Origin of the sequence: Pseudomonas sp. FP2196 (assembly GCF_030687715.1) — a bacterium.
Classification (GTDB): Bacteria; Pseudomonadota; Gammaproteobacteria; order Pseudomonadales; family Pseudomonadaceae; genus Aquipseudomonas.
In genome coordinates this window covers 881,121-897,030 of the sequence record NZ_CP117445.1, presented here as the reverse complement: position 1 = coordinate 897,030, position 15,910 = coordinate 881,121, and the positions used below count along the sequence as shown (strand labels likewise).

Below are 15,910 nucleotides of genomic sequence, written 5' to 3'. Positions count from 1 at the left end.
GACTGTGTTGGCGCCCAGTATGCCGTGATCGGCCCCCGGCGCGCGATCACTTGGCGCGATTGAGTCGTCGCAGATTGCCGAGCACCGACTCCAGCGCGCGGTCGAACAGCAGCGTGTCATCGAGCGCACGCACCGCACCGCGCTGGAATTCAAGGGCCAGTCCGATGCGGCTGCGCTCCAGCACTTTCATCCCGGTGCGGTCGACAAAGACGTATTTGTCGGTGACGTCGATGATCGCCGCGAGTTTGCAGCGCAGAGTGTGTTCATCTTCTTCCTGAAACACGACCCAACTGCCCACACGCAGTTGATCAACCTGTTGCAGGCCTGCGTTGTCGCGGGACGAGCGCGCCGATGCCAGCGCCATCACGCCTTCATCTGAGGTTTGCAACTGGATCTGCTGCGACACCTCGATCAGCGCCGGCTCCGCTTCATCGGCCACAGTTGAAGGTTCAAGCACCCGTACGTGAAGCGCTTCCAGCTCGCTGAAGAATTCGCTGGTGGCAAACGGATCGAATGCCGATCTGCTCAAACCATCACGCAGCGATTTCAGCAACCCCGGTACCAGCGCCAACAAACGCATGCCGGACTCGGTATCGTCATGACGCTGCACACTCCAGATCAGTTGTTCCAGTGTCTGCACATCAGCCTGCCACTCGGCAGACTGCTCGCCATGCTTGAGGCCGGTCAGCAGCAGCACTTTGCTCCAGGCGTTCTGGACGAATGTCACCACCGACGGTGGCAGGAGTTTGCCCAGCAGTGCCTGATTCAAAGCCTGCTCGACCCGTCGACGGGCCAGCTCGGTTTTCGCCCGACCTTCTTCGGCATCCCGCAGACGCTGTTCGAGCAACTCGCTGCGACGGCGTTCATCACTGGTGAAGGCGAGGAAGTCGGCGAGCAATTCGGAAAAAATCGCCGGATCATCAAAAAAGTCTGTGAGCAAGCGCTGCACCACCTGCTCGATACGCAGGTACAAGCTGTCACGCGCCTCACCGTCGCAATCACCCCACCCCATCGCCGCTTCGGCAATTTCATTGAGCAAGCGACGCGCCGGATGGCTGCTGCGACTGAAGAAACTCTTGTCGAGCACCGCCACCTTGAGCATCGGGATCTGCAAACGGGCTATCAGCGCCTTCAGCGAGTCGGGGACATTGCGATCTTCAAGGATGCAGTCGAACACCATGGCAATCAGGTTGATCACGTCTTCATCAGCGCCGCCGACGATCCGCGATTTGCCACTTTTGACGCTGACCCGCGTAAGCAACTGTTCGAGTTGGTTACGCAGATCGAAGTCGTCCTGTGAAGCCAGCGCCGGCACATATTGTTGCAAGTGCGAGAGCAGGCGCAGCAGGTCGCGGGTGGAGATTGGTTGAGCCGCAGCGCTCGGCTCCAGAATCGGCGCAACGCTGCCGCGCACGTGCAACAGCAACTCCTGCAACGCGGCAAAGACTTCCTGCACACCTTCGTCTGCTGGCGGCGGATCGTTACTTTCTTCGCTGTTCACGTCGGCCACTGCGCGATCGATAGCGCGGCGCGCGGGGACCGGTTTCAATTCGGGCAACACGCCGGTGGCGCTGAGCAACTGATTGGCTTCGGCATACAGCTGTTCGGTGTCCGCCAATACATAGCGTTCGAACAGTTTGAGCAGGATCAGCTTGACCTTGATCTCCACACCCAGGTTGCGCCCGGCCTGAAGGAAATATTCGCAGAGCAGCGACGGACCAAGCGGGTTGTGCTGGTCGTCGAGGGTAGTGCCGAGTAATGCACTGAGACGCGCGGTCAGTTGATCGAGCGCGAAGCCATCACGCTTGAGCACGCGGCCGACCATGGTCTCTACGGCCACATTGCGCTCCATGTCATCGGTGCGCGGCGCGGATTGTTCGTATAGCAAAGTGCCCGGAAGCGCGTTGTGTGCAGAATCGTTTTGAGTGAGGCCGACAAAAGACTCGAAGAACAGCTCAAGAAAGCCGCGCTCGATGTTTTTACGCTTGAGGCGCAGATCGCGCATGGCTTCAAAGAAAATGTTCTGTTCGACGTCGTTGCGCGCCCGGTCGGCCATTTCGAACAGGGTGTCGTCGGCGTTGTCGAACAGCTCCTGCAGACCGTGGCGCAGTTGCTGAGCAGCCTTGTCGCGAACCTGAAGCAGAATCACAGGCAGGCGGGCGAGCGGCGAATGATTCGCCTGATCGGTAGCGACCTTGTGCAAAGGCACTACTTTCCCGTCTTTGTGCATCCAAGCCTCCTGAAACGGTGATTCTTTCGTTGGTCAGCAACATCGATGGAAGCGTCAAGGCTATGACGTCAAACGCAAGGCGAATTATCTTGCAAAAGTTATCCCCGGCGCCATAGGCGTCAGGGTTTCCCCTATGCCTGAACACCTTCCACTGACCACGTAAAAACACGGTTTGCTCAAAGAAAATCGACCAGATGCAGTCAAGCACGCGAGTTATCGCCTTGGGTTGGCTCCTGCCATGCCCCTATAATCGAATCACTTTGTTTGTGGAGCCCGTTATGCCGAATCTACGTCTCGCCGATTTGACCGCCGAAATCGAAGCCAACGTGCGCCGTGCGTTGCTCGAAGACATCGGCAGCGGCGATATCACCGCGCAACTGATCCCGGCCGAACGTCTGGCCAAAGCCACCATCATCACGCGCGACGACGCCGTCATCTGCGGCACTGCCTGGGTAGATACAGTGTTTCGCCAGCTCGATCCACGTGTGGCGGTGCATTGGCAAGTGATCGATGGCGAACGGGTCAAACCCAATCAGCCACTGTTTCACCTGGAAGGCCCGGCCCGTTCGCTGTTGACCGGTGAACGCAGCGCCCTGAACTTCCTGCAATTACTCTCGGGCGTGGCAACCCGCGCGCAGTATCTGGCGGACTTCGTCGCCGAAACCCGGGTCAAGCTGCTCGACACCCGCAAGACCCTGCCAGGCCTGCGTCTGGCGCAGAAATACGCCGTGACCTGCGGTGGCTGCCACAACCATCGCATCGGCCTGTACGACGCCTTTCTGATCAAGGAAAACCACATCGCTGCCAGCGGTGGCATTGCGCAAGCCATTGAAGCCGCGCACAAGATCGCGCCGGGCAAACCGGTGGAAATCGAAGTGGAAAGTCTGGATGAACTGAAAGAAGCTCTGGCGGCCGGCGCCGACATCATCATGCTTGATGAGTTAAGTCTGGACGACATGCGCGAAGCCGTACGCCTGAACGGCGGTAAGGCCAAACTGGAAGCCAGCGGCGGCATCAACGAAAGCACACTGCTGCCCATCGCCGAAACCGGTGTGGATTACATCTCGATTGGTGCGATGACCAAGGATGTGAAGGCGGTGGATCTGTCGATGCGCCTCAGCCTCTGAAGACTGCGCGCAATAAAAAACGCCAGCCCGGTTGAGGCTGGCGTTTTTGTTTCAGACCACCAGATTGTTCATCTCGCAGTACTCCTGCCACTCTACGCCCAGTACTTCGGCGGCCTCTTTGTGCAATACGAGACGTTGCGCCTCGAATTCTTCAGGCGTGCTCGTGTACTTGAGCGTCAGTTCCCACGGCTGCAAGCCTTGGGCCTCAGCTTCATCTTCGAAGGCCCACTGGATCTGATCTTTCTGATCGTCAGGACTCAGGTCCTTGATCTCTTCCTTCAGGTCCGGTACGTCCAGAATGTATTTTTCCAGCGCTTTTTCGTGGCGTTGCTCTTGAGTTAATTCGGTCATGGCGTTCTCGTTGATCTTAGGAATGGAAGATGGATCTGGATCATCAAGGATCTCTCTGACGCGGTTAGCCCGGCCTTCGGAACCATTCGGGATCATCTGAAAACTGCTAAGCGATGCTCATGCAGGCACCGAATATAGGACGTTTGCATGACGAATTACACGGCTCTTTACATCTCTTGCACAAAAAGCTGACCTGCGGAACATGAATCGGAGGGTGAAATTGCGGAGGTGGTGCCCGAGACAGGAATCGAACCTGCGACCTTCGCGTTACGAGTGCGCTGCTCTACCGGCTGAGCTACACGGGCGGTGGGCTAAACCTAGCACCGGTTTTCACAAAAGCAAAGATCGCAGCCTGCGTCAGCTCCTACACCGATCTCATGTAGGAGCTGCCGCAGGCTGCGATCTTTTGCTTTTATGGCAGACAAAAAAATACCCCGCCGTTTTCACGGCGGGGCATTTTTATTGCGCTAAAGCGTGCGGGTAATTAAACGCCCGAAGCCTTCGCCGCTGCCACGTCTTTGATGGACAGCTTGATACGGCCGCGGTTGTCCACGTCCAGTACCAGCACTTCCACTTCCTGGCCTTCTTTCAGGATGTCGGTCACTTTCTCAACACGAGCGTCGCTCAGCATCGAGATGTGAACCAGACCGTCCTTGCCCGGCAGGATGTTGACGAATGCGCCGAAGTCGACGATGCGCTCAACCTTGCCGACGTAGATCTTGCCGATCTCGGCCTCAGCGGTGATACCCAGAACGCGCTGACGAGCAGCTTCTGCAGCTTCCTTGGTTTCGCCGAAGATCTTGATCGAACCGTCGTCTTCGATGTCGATCGAAGCCTTGGTTTCTTCGCAGATCGCACGGATGGTCGCGCCACCTTTACCGATAACGTCACGGATCTTGTCGGTGTCGATCTTCATCGCGATCATGGTCGGAGCGTTGGCCGACAGTTCGGTACGCGACTGGCCGATGATCTGGTTCATCTGACCGAGGATGTTCAGGCGCGCTTCCAGGGCTTGGCCCAGAGCGATTTCCATGATCTCTTCGGTGATGCCCTTGATCTTGATGTCCATCTGCAGTGCGGTAACGCCTTTGGCGGTACCGGCCACTTTGAAGTCCATGTCGCCCAGGTGGTCTTCGTCACCCAGGATGTCGGTCAGGACTGCGAATTTCTCGCCTTCCTTAACCAGACCCATCGCGATACCGGCAACCGGTGCCTTCATCGGTACGCCAGCGTCCATCAGAGCCAGGGAAGCGCCGCAAACGGAAGCCATCGAGCTCGAACCGTTGGATTCGGTAATTTCCGAAACCACGCGGATGGTGTACGGGAACACGTCAGCGGCAGGCAGCATGGCCGAAACCGAACGACGGGCCAGGCGGCCGTGACCGATTTCACGACGACCAGCACCACCCATGCGACCACACTCGCCCACCGAGAACGGAGGGAAGTTGTAGTGCAGCATGAACGGGTCTTTTTTCTCGCCTTCCAGGGTGTCCAGCAGTTGTGCGTCACGGGCGGTGCCCAGAGTCGCGACTACCAGAGCCTGGGTTTCACCACGGGTGAACAGCGCCGAACCGTGGGTCTTTGGCAGAACGCCGACTTCGATGTTCAGCGGACGTACGGTGCGGGTGTCGCGGCCGTCGATACGTGGCTTGCCGTTTACGATGTTTTCGCGAACGGTGCGGTATTCGATTTCGCCGAATGCCGCTTTGACTTCGCTGGACGAAGGCTGGCCTTCTTCACCGGACAGCTTGGCAACCACCTGATCCTTCAGCTCACCCAGGCGAGCGTAACGATCGGCCTTGATGGTGATGGTGTAAGCCTGGGAGATCGCCTCGCCGAACTCGGCACGGATAGCGCCCAGCAGTTCGGTGGCTTCTGGCTGTGGAGCCCAGTTCCAGGTTGGCTTGGCGGCTTCGGCAGCCAGTTCTTTAACGGCGTTGATCACCACCTGGAACTCGTCGTGAGCAAACAGTACCGCGCCCAGCATCTGGTCTTCGGTCAGCTCTTTGGCTTCCGATTCAACCATCAACACGGCGTCCGAAGTACCGGCAACAACCATGTCCAGGCTCGAAGCAGCTTGCTGCTCGTAAGTCGGGTTCAGCAGGTAGCCGGTGCTTTCGTGGAAAGCTACACGCGCGGCGCCGATCGGGCCGTCGAACGGGATGCCCGAGATAGCCAGGGCAGCCGAGGTACCGATCATCGCAGCGATGTCCGGATCGGTCTTCTTGCTGGTGGAAACGACGGTGCAGACAACCTGCACTTCGTTCATGAAACCTTCTGGGAACAGCGGACGGATCGGACGGTCGATCAGTCGGGAAGTCAGGGTTTCTTTCTCGGAAGGACGGCCTTCACGCTTGAAGAAACCGCCAGGGATCTTACCGGCAGCGTAAGTCTTTTCCTGGTAGTGAACGGACAGAGGGAAGAAGCCCTTGCCCGGATCGGCTTGCTTGGCACCAACAACGGTCACCAATACGCTGACGTCGTCGTCAACGGTGACCAATACTGCGCCGGAGGCCTGACGGGCGATACGGCCAGTCTCGAGGGTAACGGTCGACTGACCGAACTGGAATTTTTTGATTACCGGGTTCACGGTGTCCTACCTTCTTTGTGGCTCTTGGGGGAACTGGTTTCTTGCGAAATTCTTGGGCAATGTCGGGAATCGGCCCAACGCCTGTCCAGGGTAAAACGTGTGTCCAGATAAAACTTGAGGCTGGGAGCCTGCAAGGCGCCAGCGGTAAACCGCTGACGCCTGACAGACAACCAACCTCATAGCGCAATCGCTGATTAGCGACGCAGACCCAGGCGACCGATCAGAGTCTGATAACGACCCAGATCCTTGCCTTTCAGGTAGTCCAGCAGCTTACGGCGCTGGTTTACCATGCGGATCAGACCACGACGGGAGTGGTGATCTTTACCGTTGGCCTTGAAGTGACCTTGCAGTTTGTTGATGTTGTGGGTCAGCAGTGCAACTTGCACTTCTGGCGAACCAGTGTCACCAACAGCTTGCTGGTAGTCAGCAACGATTTGAGCTTTTTCTTGAACGTCGAGAGCCATGAGGCAATCCTTTTATCAGGAAACTGTTTCAGGGAAACAGCTTCAACAGGCCAGGGACAAATCCCTGTATCTATAAATGAGTCGTGACCGTGCCTGTTAACAGCCACACTCGCCGACCTGCTGTTACACAGGCCGGTTCCGGTCATTCCGACCGAATCAGTCGACGTGGCGCGATGCGCCCGTCTTCGCTCACTTCACCGATACCGATGAAGCGACCATTGTGATCCTGCACCCGCACCATGCCGAACTTCGGAGCATCCGGGGCACGTACCGGCTGGCCATTGAGCCAGTAGAACGCGCTCGCTTCCGAGAAGTGCAACAACGGCCAATCCTGCAGGCCGCTGTCCGATGGCATCAGGAAACGGTCGACCGCTTCATTGCCGCCTTCGGCATGTACCGCTTCGAGCTCTTCGAGGGTCACGGTCTGCGCCAGGGTGAAAGGCCCGGCCTGGGTACGGCGCAATTCTGCGACGTACGCACCACAACCGAGTTGCTCACCGATATCCTCCACCAGAGTGCGAATATAGGTGCCCTTGCTGCAATCCACCGCAAGGCGCGCAGTATCGCCTTCGAAGGCCAGTAATTCCAAGCGCGCAATAGTAACAGAACGCGGTTCGCGCTCCACTACTTCGCCTGCACGAGCCAGCTTGTACAGCGGCTGGCCATCACGCTTGAGTGCCGAGTACATCGGCGGTATCTGACTGATTTGCCCGCGAAATTTCGGCAAGACAGCCTCGACATCGGCGCGACCAACGGTCACCGGGCGCTCCTGCAAAACCTCACCTTCGGCATCCGCCGTGGTGGTGGTCTTGCCCAGTTGCGCCAGGGTTTCATAAGCCTTGTCGGAATCGAGCAGGTATTGCGAAAATTTGGTCGCTTCGCCGAAGCATAACGGCAACACACCGCTGGCCAGTGGATCGAGACTTCCGGTGTGCCCGGCCTTCTCGGCGTTGAGCAGCCAGCGAACCTTCTGCAACGCGGCGTTGGAGGTGAACCCCAGCGGCTTGTCGAGCAGGATGATACCGCTGACGTTACGACGGATACGTTTGACCTGAGCCACCGAATTACTCCTTGGTGTCTTCAGGTTCAGCAACTGCCGGGTGCTGATTATCTTCAGCCACGGCGCGCTCGATCAGGGCCGACAGGTGCGCACCACGCACGACGGATTCGTCGTAGTGGAAGTGCAATTGCGGCACGCTGCGCAGCTTCATTTCGCGGGCCAGTTGCATACGCAGGAAACCCGCAGCGGCATTCAGGACCTTGATGCTTTGCGCGATATCTTCAGCATTGTCCTGACCCATTACGGTGATGAAAATCTTTGCGTGACCGACGTCACGGCTGACTTCCACAGCGGTAATGGTGACCAGACCGACGCGCGGATCTTTGACTTCACGACGGATCAGTTGGGCCAGCTCACGCTGCATCTGATCGCCGATACGTTGGGTACGGCTGTATTCTTTTGCCATGACTTGTTACCTGTTACTGCCCCACGGTGAAACCCGCAAGGTCTGAAAGCGGCAAACGCCCGGCCTGACAAAAGCCAGACCGGGCGTTGCGTTTAGAGTCCTGACGCCGTGGCGCGCATCTGCATGCAGCGACTCGACGTGGCCCTTGAAGTGCGCGAGTTAGAGGCTGCGAGCAACCTGAACCTTCTCGAAGACTTCGATCTTGTCGCCGACTTTGACGTCGTTGTAGCTCTTCACGCCGATACCGCATTCCATGCCGGCACGTACTTCGGAAGCGTCATCCTTGAAGCGGCGCAGGGATTCCAGCTCGCCTTCGAAGATAACGATGTCTTCACGCAGTACACGGATCGGACGGTTACGGTGCACAACACCTTCGATCACCATGCAGCCTGCGATCGCGCCAAACTTCGGCGAACGGAACACGTCACGCACTTCGGCGATACCCAGGATGTTCTCGCGAACATCGCTGCCGAGCATACCGGTCAGGGCTTTCTTGACGTCTTCGATGATGTCGTAGATCACGTTGTAGTAACGCATATCCAGACCTTCCTGCTCGACAATCTTGCGAGCGCCAGCATCGGCACGCACGTTGAAGCCAAACAGTACAGCGTTGGAAGCCAGTGCCAGGTTAGCGTCGGATTCGGTGATACCACCGACACCGCCGCCGACTACGCGCACTTGCACTTCGTCGTTGCCCAGGCCATTCAGAGCGCCCTGCAAAGCTTCCAGCGAACCACGGACGTCGGATTTGAGGACGATGTTGAGCGTCTTCTTCTCTGCCTGACCCATGTTTTCGAAGATGTTTTCCAGCTTGCCGGCGTGAGCGCGAGCCAGTTTGACTTCGCGGAACTTGCCTTGACGGAACAGAGCCACTTCACGGGCTTTCTTCTCGTCTGCAACTACGCTCATCTCGTCGCCAGCGTCCGGGGTACCGTCCAGGCCGAGGATCTCGACAGGGATGGAAGGACCGGCTTCCTTGATTGGCTTGCCGTTCTCGTCGAGCATGGCGCGAACGCGGCCATAGTTCGAACCGACCAGAACCATGTCGCCTTGGCGCAGGGTACCGTCTTGAACCAGAACGGTTGCAACCGGGCCACGACCTTTGTCGAGACGCGATTCAACCACAACACCACGGCCAGGAGCCGACGGGGTCGCTTTCAGTTCGAGAACTTCGGCTTGCAGCAGAACAGCTTCGAGCAGTTCGTCCACGCCAGTACCGACTTTCGCCGAAACCGGTACGAACGGCGTATCACCGCCCCACTCTTCCGACGTCACGCCGTGAACCGACAGTTCGCTACGGATGCGATCGAGATCAGCGCCCGGCTTGTCGATCTTGTTCACTGCAACCACCAGTGGAACGCCAGCCGCTACCGCGTGCTGAACAGCTTCAATGGTCTGCGGCATTACGCCGTCATCGGCTGCAACGACCAGAATCACGATGTCGGTCGCCTTGGCACCACGGGCACGCATTGCGGTAAACGCGGCGTGACCCGGGGTGTCGAGGAAAGTGACCATGCCGCGTTCGGTTTCAACGTGGTACGCACCGATGTGCTGGGTGATACCGCCGGCTTCGCCAGCAGCTACCTTGGCACGACGGATATAGTCGAGCAGCGAGGTCTTACCGTGGTCAACGTGGCCCATTACGGTCACGACTGGAGCACGGGAGAACGACTCACCTTCAAACTTCAGGGACTCAGCCAGGGAGTCTTCCAGAGCAGTGTCGCTGACCAGGGTCACTTTGTGGCCCAGTTCTTCGGCTACCAGTTGAGCAGTTTCCTGATCAAGCACCTGGTTGATGGTCGCTGGAGTACCCAGTTTGAACATGAACTTGATGATTTCAGCAGCCTTGACCGACATCTGATTGGCGAGATCGCCAACAGTGATGGTCTCGCCGATCTGCACGTCACGCACGACAGGGCCGGTTGGGCTCTGGAAACCGTGAGCATTGCGCTTCTTCAGCTTGGCCTTGCCGCGACCACCACGACGGAAGCCATCGCTTTCTTCGTCGGTAGTACGTGGAGCAACACGAGGTGCTGGCGCTTTTTCTTTGACCGATGCGCGATGCGGAGCGTTTTTACGCTCGCCATCACCACCGCCACTGCGACGATTGTTATCGTCGGCACGCGGCTTGTCCGGACGGCGCTGTTCGTTCTGCTTGTTACGAACGTCAGCAGACGGTGCCGGAGCGGCGGCTACCGGTGCGCTTTCGCGTACTGGTTCGGCAGCTGCAGCCGGCGCCGAAACGGCGTCGTTGGTAGCAGTTTGCGCAGCAGCAGGCTGGCGGCGCGCTTCTTCTTCGGCGCGCTGCTTGGCTTCTTCTTCAGCCTTCTGACGGGCAGCATTCTCTACTGCGCGACGCTCATCCAGTTCACGCTTGCGTTCGGCTTCAATTTCTTCCGGGCTACGCTGTACGAAAACTTTCTTTTTGCGAACTTCAACGCTGATGCTCTTGCTACCAGCCACACGCAGGGTGCTGGTGGTTTTACGCTGCAGCGTGATCTTGCGTGGTTCTTCCACTTTCGCCTTGTGGCTGCTCTTCAAGTGAGTCAGCAGGGATTGCTTCTCACTGTCAGTCACATTTTCTTCGGCGGCGGTGTGCGGCAGACCTGCCTCACGCATCTGCTGCAACAGGCGCTCTACCGGTGTTTTGACCTCATCGGCCAGTTGTTTCACCGTGACTTGCGTCATGCACTTCTCTCCTCAGGCCGCGCCTAATTACTCGAACCAGTGGGCTCGGGCGGCCATGATCAACTTGCCGGCACGATCATCGTCAATGCCGTCGATGTCGAGCAGATCGTCAATAGACTGCTCGGCCAGGTCTTCGCGGGTAATTACGCCGCGCACCGCCAGTTCCATCGCCAAATCCTTGTCCATACCCTCAAGCGAGAGCAGGTCTTCGGCCGGATGGGCGTCTGCCAGCTTTTCCTCAGTAGCGATGGCTTTGGTCAACAAACGATCCTTGGCACGAGCGCGAAGCTCGTTGACGGTGTCTTCGTCAAAGCCGTCGATGTTGAGCATTTCTTCCAACGGTACGTAGGCAATCTCTTCCAGGCTGGTGAAGCCTTCATCTACCAGCACCTGTGCGAGATCTTCGTCGACTTCCAGCTCGTCGATGAAGTTGCGCAGGATGTCGCCGGTTTCTGCTTGCTGCTTAGCCTGGATGTCCGATTCGGTCATCACGTTCAGGGTCCAGCCAGTCAACTGGCTTGCCAGACGCACGTTCTGACCACCACGACCGATGGCCTGAGCCAGATTGTCTGCGCCAACGGCGATGTCCATGGCGTGGGCATCTTCGTCAACGATAATTGCCGCAACCTCGGCCGGGGACATGGCGTTGATTACGAACTGAGCAGGGTTGTCGTCCCACAGGACGATATCAACACGCTCACCGCCCAACTCACCCGACACTGCCTGGACGCGCGAACCGCGCATACCGATGCAAGCGCCCTGCGGGTCAATGCGTTTGTCCTTCGAGCGAACGGCGATCTTGGCGCGCGAACCCGGATCACGGGAAGCAGCCATTACTTCGATCAGGCCTTCGGCAATTTCCGGCACTTCGATGCGGAACAGCTCGATCAGCATTTCCGGCGCGGTACGCGACAGGATCAGCTGCGGGCCGCGGTTCTCGGTGCGGATTTCCTTGAGCAGCGCACGCAGACGCACGCCGACACGGAAGGTTTCACGAGAGATGATGTCTTCACGGGCCAGCAACGCTTCAGCGTTGTTGCCCAGATCGACGATCACGTTGTCGCGGGTCACTTTCTTCACGGTGCCGGAGATGATTTCTCCCAGGCGCTCGCGATAGGCGTCGACCACTTGAGCGCGCTCTGCTTCACGCACTTTCTGCACGATGACCTGCTTGGCAGTCTGCGCAGCAATGCGACCGAACTCGATGGATTCGATTTTTTCTTCAACGACGTCGCCAACCTTGGCACCAGGATGCGTTTCGGCAACCTTGGTTGGCCAGGTTTCGATAGCCGGATCGTCGAGATCATTCTCTTCGACGACCGTCCAGCGACGGAAAGTTTCGTAAGAACCGGTGTGGCGGTTAATTTCCACACGCAGGTCAACTTCGTCTTCAAAACGCTTTTTGGTAGCAGTGGCCAGGGCCAGCTCCAGCGCTTCAAAAATTACGCTTGCCGGTACGCCCTTTTCATTGGATACCGACTCAACAACCAGCAGTACTTCTTTGCTCATCGTACGCCTCGCCTTTCGCAAGCCATTGGATCCGCGGGATCCGCGTCTCAGTCAAAACTGGGAATAATGTTGGCCTTGTCGATCATATCGATCGGCAACAGGAACTCATGGTCATCTACCTGCACCACGACGTCCTGCTCTTCTACACCGCGCAGAAGGCCCTGAAAGTTGCGTCGACCTTCAAAAGGCGAGCGCAGCTTGATCTTCACTTGTTCACCGGCAAATTTTGCAAACTGCTCAATAGTGAACAGTGGGCGCTCCATGCCAGGCGAGGAAACTTCGAGGGTGTATTCAACAGAGATCGGATCTTCAACATCCAGAACACCGCTGATCTGACGGCTGACAATGGCGCAATCGTCCACCAGCACGCCACCCTCTTTATCGATATAAACGCGCAACATCGAGTGACGACCTTGAGCCGAAAACTCGATACCCCAGCATTCATAGCCTAGGGCCACGACCACCGGGGCCAGCAAGGCCTGCAACTCTTCTAGCTTGCTCGACACCTGAACCCCCTAGTGCATGATATGTGCATGCTATGCAAAATAAAAAAATGGGCATAACGCCCATCCTTGAAACGCCGTCGAACAGCGGCGTTGAAAGTGTCCAGCTAACAAAAAGCCCCTTAAAAGGGGCTCCTAAAACTGGTTGCGGGGGCCGGATTTGAACCGACGACCTTCGGGTTATGAGCCCGACGAGCTACCAGACTGCTCCACCCCGCGACAAAGCTGGGGCGGAAGTATACGACCGATCCCTTATAGGGTCAATGTAACCTTCCACCTGCAAGAAAGCCCGCAACAGCGGGCTCTCCTGACTAATTGGTACCGAGAAGGGGACTCGAACCCCTACACCCTATGGGCACAACCACCTCAAGGTTGCGTGTCTACCAATTCCACCACCTCGGCAAAACTACTTTTGAAACCCTTCTTACTTCTGCTCTTGAGCTGGAGGTACGTCAGTCGCTGGAGTAGCCGACTTTTGCTCTTGAAGCACCGGTACATCATCAGAAGCCGGTTGTTGTTGCTTAGGTACTTCCAACACCGCTGGATCTGGCAATCCTGCTTGAGTCAGCTGATGAGCCTTCTCTTTAGCAAAGTAACCTAACCCCAGGCTGGTTATGAAGAAACCGGCGGCAAGTATAGCAGTAAACTTACTAAGAAAGGTAGAGGAACCTTGGCTTCCGAACACAGTATTTGAAGCACCTGCTCCGAAAGACGCGCCAGCATCCGCACCTTTACCCTGCTGCAGCAAAACCAGAGCAACTACGCCCAATGCACCCAGCAGATGAAAAACGACTACGACTGTTTCCAGCATTTTCTCAGTTTCCCGCGGCGCGACAGATCGCACCGAACTCATCTGCATTCAGGGAAGCCCCACCAATGAGCCCCCCATCGATATCCGGCATGCCGAACAGTTCGACCGCATTGGCCGCCTTCACGCTGCCGCCGTATAGAAGCCGCACACCTCGTGCGACCTCAGAATTTTCTGCCGCCAACTGTTCGCGAATGGCTTTATGCACATCCTGCGCCTGTTGCGGCGTTGCAGTCAGTCCGGTACCAATGGCCCAGACCGGCTCGTAAGCAATGACCGCCTTGGCAAAGGCACCTACACCCAGCTCCTCGATGATACTGCCCAGCTGACGCCCGACAACCTCAAGAGTTTTACCGGCTTCACGCTGCTCAAGGGTCTCCCCTACGCACAACACCGGGATTAAGCCACATGCCTGTGCCGCTGCGAACTTGCGATTCAGCATTGCGTCTCGCTCGCCCATTATCTGACGGCGTTCGGAATGCCCGACAAGCACCAGGGAACAACCTGCATCCACCAACTGACTCGGCGCAATTTCACCAGTCAACGCACCCTGCATGGATTCCACCGCAGAATTCTGCGCGCCGACCGAAATCGACTTACCTTTCAAGCCATCAATCACTTGATTGATATACAAGCAAGGCGGGAATACCGCGACATCAACACCGCTAGGCAAGGCCAGATGACGAAGGCCGTTGATCAGCTCAGCGACGCTGGCGCGGGTACCGTGCATCTTCCAGTTACCAGCTACCATAGGGCGACGCATGCTGTACCTCGTCGGTCAAAGTGGGCGCAGATGTTACCCAACACAATCATGGCTTGCAAGCCGAATCAGGCAGAAACTTCAGTTACCAGTTTTGCCAGTTCTTCGGCGTAACTGCGAACCTGAGTTTCATCCTCGCCTTCGACCATTACGCGCACCAGAGGCTCTGTGCCGGACTTGCGCAAAAGCACACGACCGCGCCCCGCCATTGCCTGAGTTACACGCGCACTGGCTTCCTTGACAGCCGGATGGTCCAGCGGGCTTTCGCCACCACCAAAACGCACATTAATCAGCACCTGAGGGCACTTGCGCAACGCTTGACGGGTTTGCGCCAGGCCTTCGTTACGCGTCTTCAGCGCCATCAACACTTGCAGAGCCGCAATAATCGCGTCACCCGTGGTGGTGTGGTTAAAGCAAACGATATGCCCCGAGTTCTCGCCACCCACCAACCAGTTGCGTTCAAGTAATTCAGCGATCACATAGCGATCGCCGACATTGGCACGAATGAATGGAATCGAAAGATCGGCGAGCGCCAGCTCCAGACCGAGATTACTCATCAGCGTGCCTACCACGCCGCCGTGCAACTTGCCACGCTCATGCAGATCACGGGCAATGATAAACAACAAGTCATCACCATCAACGATTGCACCAGTGTGATCGACCATCAGAACCCGATCGCCATCGCCATCAAAAGCGATGCCCAGATCAGCGTGCTCGGCCAGCACAGCCGCCTGCAACTGCCCCATATGGGTTGAGCCACAGTTGTCGTTGATGTTCAAACCATTGGGCTGGGCCGACAACACGACAACTTCCGCGCCAAGCTCACGAAAAACGCTTGGGGCAACTTTATAGGTAGCACCGTGGGCGCAGTCGATGACAATCTTGAGACCGGAAAAATTAGTCCCTGTCGGCACGCTACTCTTGCAGAATTCAATGTAACGACCGGACGCATCGTTGATTCGCGAAACCTTGCCGATCTTGCTCGACTCGACCACAGTCATCGGGGTGTCGAGGAGCTCTTCGATCATCAACTCCAACTCATCTGGCAGCTTGGTGCCCTTGCCGGAGAAGAACTTGATGCCGTTATCATCGTGCGGGTTATGCGAAGCGCTGATCACGATACCGGCCTCGGCCTGGAACGTGCGCGACAAATAAGCGATAGCCGGCGTCGGCATCGGGCCAAGCAACATCACGTCAGCACCCGCCGATGTCAGGCCAGCCTCAAGTGCCGACTCGAACATGTAACCGGAAATTCGCGTGTCCTTGCCGACCAGCACCTTGCAGGCGCCCATCTTGCGGAACGCCATGCCGGCGGCCCAACCGAGCTTGAGCATGAAGTCAGGAGTAATCGGATATTCACCGACTCGACCACGAATGCCGTCAGTACCAAAGTATTTCTTGCTCATAAGCGCTC

The 15,910-nt window shown here is 57.3% G+C and carries 13 protein-coding genes and 3 tRNA genes; 1 reads left to right on the top strand and 15 read right to left on the bottom strand.

The window, feature by feature from the left end; genetic code table 11:
• Positions 1-46: 46 nt before the first annotated feature.
• Complete coding sequence (locus tag PSH79_RS03915) at positions 47-2,230, bottom strand: DUF1631 domain-containing protein (RefSeq protein ID WP_305441330.1); 2,184 nt, start codon at positions 2,228-2,230, stop codon at positions 47-49.
• Between the two features lie 278 nt (positions 2,231-2,508).
• Here PSH79_RS03915 and nadC point away from each other — a divergent pair, with 278 nt between their 5' ends.
• Positions 2,509-3,357, top strand: coding sequence for a carboxylating nicotinate-nucleotide diphosphorylase (nadC, locus tag PSH79_RS03910; protein ID WP_305441329.1), 849 nt, complete (start codon positions 2,509-2,511; stop codon positions 3,355-3,357).
• Positions 3,358-3,408: 51 nt separating this feature from the next.
• Here nadC and PSH79_RS03905 read toward each other — a convergent pair whose 3' ends face one another.
• The 14 genes from PSH79_RS03905 to glmM all read right to left on the bottom strand — a co-directional run bounded on the left by PSH79_RS03905 (position 3,409) and on the right by glmM (position 15,902).
• Positions 3,409-3,708: a DUF6388 family protein gene (locus PSH79_RS03905; RefSeq protein ID WP_305441328.1), complete on the bottom strand. Its 300-nt coding sequence runs from the start codon at positions 3,706-3,708 to the stop codon at positions 3,409-3,411.
• 229 nt (positions 3,709-3,937) lie between these two features.
• Positions 3,938-4,013: transfer RNA gene (locus PSH79_RS03900), tRNA-Thr, on the bottom strand.
• 179 nt (positions 4,014-4,192) lie between these two features.
• Complete coding sequence (gene pnp, locus PSH79_RS03895) at positions 4,193-6,298, bottom strand: polyribonucleotide nucleotidyltransferase (protein ID WP_305441327.1); 2,106 nt, start codon at positions 6,296-6,298, stop codon at positions 4,193-4,195.
• 194 nt (positions 6,299-6,492) lie between these two features.
• A complete protein-coding gene (gene rpsO, locus PSH79_RS03890) occupies positions 6,493-6,762 on the bottom strand; it encodes a 30S ribosomal protein S15 (RefSeq protein WP_003177875.1) in 270 nt (89 codons plus the stop codon).
• A 142-nt stretch (positions 6,763-6,904) separates the two neighbouring features.
• Complete coding sequence (gene truB, locus PSH79_RS03885; protein WP_187676721.1) at positions 6,905-7,822, bottom strand: tRNA pseudouridine(55) synthase TruB; 918 nt, start codon at positions 7,820-7,822, stop codon at positions 6,905-6,907.
• A gap of 4 nt (positions 7,823-7,826) precedes the next feature.
• Positions 7,827-8,228, bottom strand: coding sequence for a 30S ribosome-binding factor RbfA (gene rbfA, locus PSH79_RS03880; RefSeq protein WP_095191053.1), 402 nt, complete (start codon positions 8,226-8,228; stop codon positions 7,827-7,829).
• 159 nt (positions 8,229-8,387) lie between these two features.
• Positions 8,388-10,916 (bottom strand): translation initiation factor IF-2, encoded by a 2,529-nt coding sequence (infB, locus tag PSH79_RS03875; protein WP_123533987.1) that lies wholly within the window; start codon positions 10,914-10,916, stop codon positions 8,388-8,390.
• Positions 10,917-10,943: 27 nt separating this feature from the next.
• The gene (gene nusA / locus PSH79_RS03870) at positions 10,944-12,425 is read right to left on the bottom strand and encodes a transcription termination factor NusA (protein WP_007915252.1); all 1,482 of its coding nucleotides are present in this window, start codon (positions 12,423-12,425) and stop codon (positions 10,944-10,946) included.
• 47 nt (positions 12,426-12,472) lie between these two features.
• Entirely contained in the window at positions 12,473-12,931 is a 459-nt protein-coding gene (gene rimP / locus PSH79_RS03865) for a ribosome maturation factor RimP (RefSeq protein ID WP_305441326.1), read from the bottom strand.
• A 139-nt stretch (positions 12,932-13,070) separates the two neighbouring features.
• Positions 13,071-13,147 (bottom strand) — tRNA-Met (locus PSH79_RS03860).
• Between the two features lie 97 nt (positions 13,148-13,244).
• Positions 13,245-13,330, bottom strand: a tRNA-Leu gene (locus tag PSH79_RS03855).
• Positions 13,331-13,352: 22 nt separating this feature from the next.
• Complete coding sequence (gene secG / locus PSH79_RS03850) at positions 13,353-13,739, bottom strand: preprotein translocase subunit SecG (protein WP_027610782.1); 387 nt, start codon at positions 13,737-13,739, stop codon at positions 13,353-13,355.
• A 4-nt stretch (positions 13,740-13,743) separates the two neighbouring features.
• On the bottom strand, positions 13,744-14,499 hold the full coding sequence (tpiA, locus tag PSH79_RS03845; protein WP_305441325.1) for a triose-phosphate isomerase: 756 nt from the start codon (positions 14,497-14,499) through the stop codon (positions 13,744-13,746).
• Between the two features lie 65 nt (positions 14,500-14,564).
• Complete coding sequence (glmM, locus tag PSH79_RS03840; RefSeq protein WP_305441324.1) at positions 14,565-15,902, bottom strand: phosphoglucosamine mutase; 1,338 nt, start codon at positions 15,900-15,902, stop codon at positions 14,565-14,567.
• Between the last annotated feature and the right edge of the window lie 8 nt (positions 15,903-15,910).

Coding starts and splice junctions, on each gene's coding strand:
- nusA (WP_007915252.1), bottom strand. CDS start 12,425: ATGAGCAAAGAAGTACTGCTGGTTGTTGAGTCGGTATCCAATGAAAAG.
- rbfA (WP_095191053.1), bottom strand. CDS start 8,228: ATGGCAAAAGAATACAGCCGTACCCAACGTATCGGCGATCAGATGCAG.
- PSH79_RS03905 (WP_305441328.1), bottom strand. CDS start 3,708: ATGACCGAATTAACTCAAGAGCAACGCCACGAAAAAGCGCTGGAAAAA.
- nadC (WP_305441329.1), top strand. CDS start 2,509: ATGCCGAATCTACGTCTCGCCGATTTGACCGCCGAAATCGAAGCCAAC.
- rpsO (WP_003177875.1), bottom strand. CDS start 6,762: ATGGCTCTCGACGTTCAAGAAAAAGCTCAAATCGTTGCTGACTACCAG.
- PSH79_RS03915 (WP_305441330.1), bottom strand. CDS start 2,230: ATGCACAAAGACGGGAAAGTAGTGCCTTTGCACAAGGTCGCTACCGAT.
- tpiA (WP_305441325.1), bottom strand. CDS start 14,499: ATGCGTCGCCCTATGGTAGCTGGTAACTGGAAGATGCACGGTACCCGC.
- infB (WP_123533987.1), bottom strand. CDS start 10,916: ATGACGCAAGTCACGGTGAAACAACTGGCCGATGAGGTCAAAACACCG.
- secG (WP_027610782.1), bottom strand. CDS start 13,739: ATGCTGGAAACAGTCGTAGTCGTTTTTCATCTGCTGGGTGCATTGGGC.
- glmM (WP_305441324.1), bottom strand. CDS start 15,902: ATGAGCAAGAAATACTTTGGTACTGACGGCATTCGTGGTCGAGTCGGT.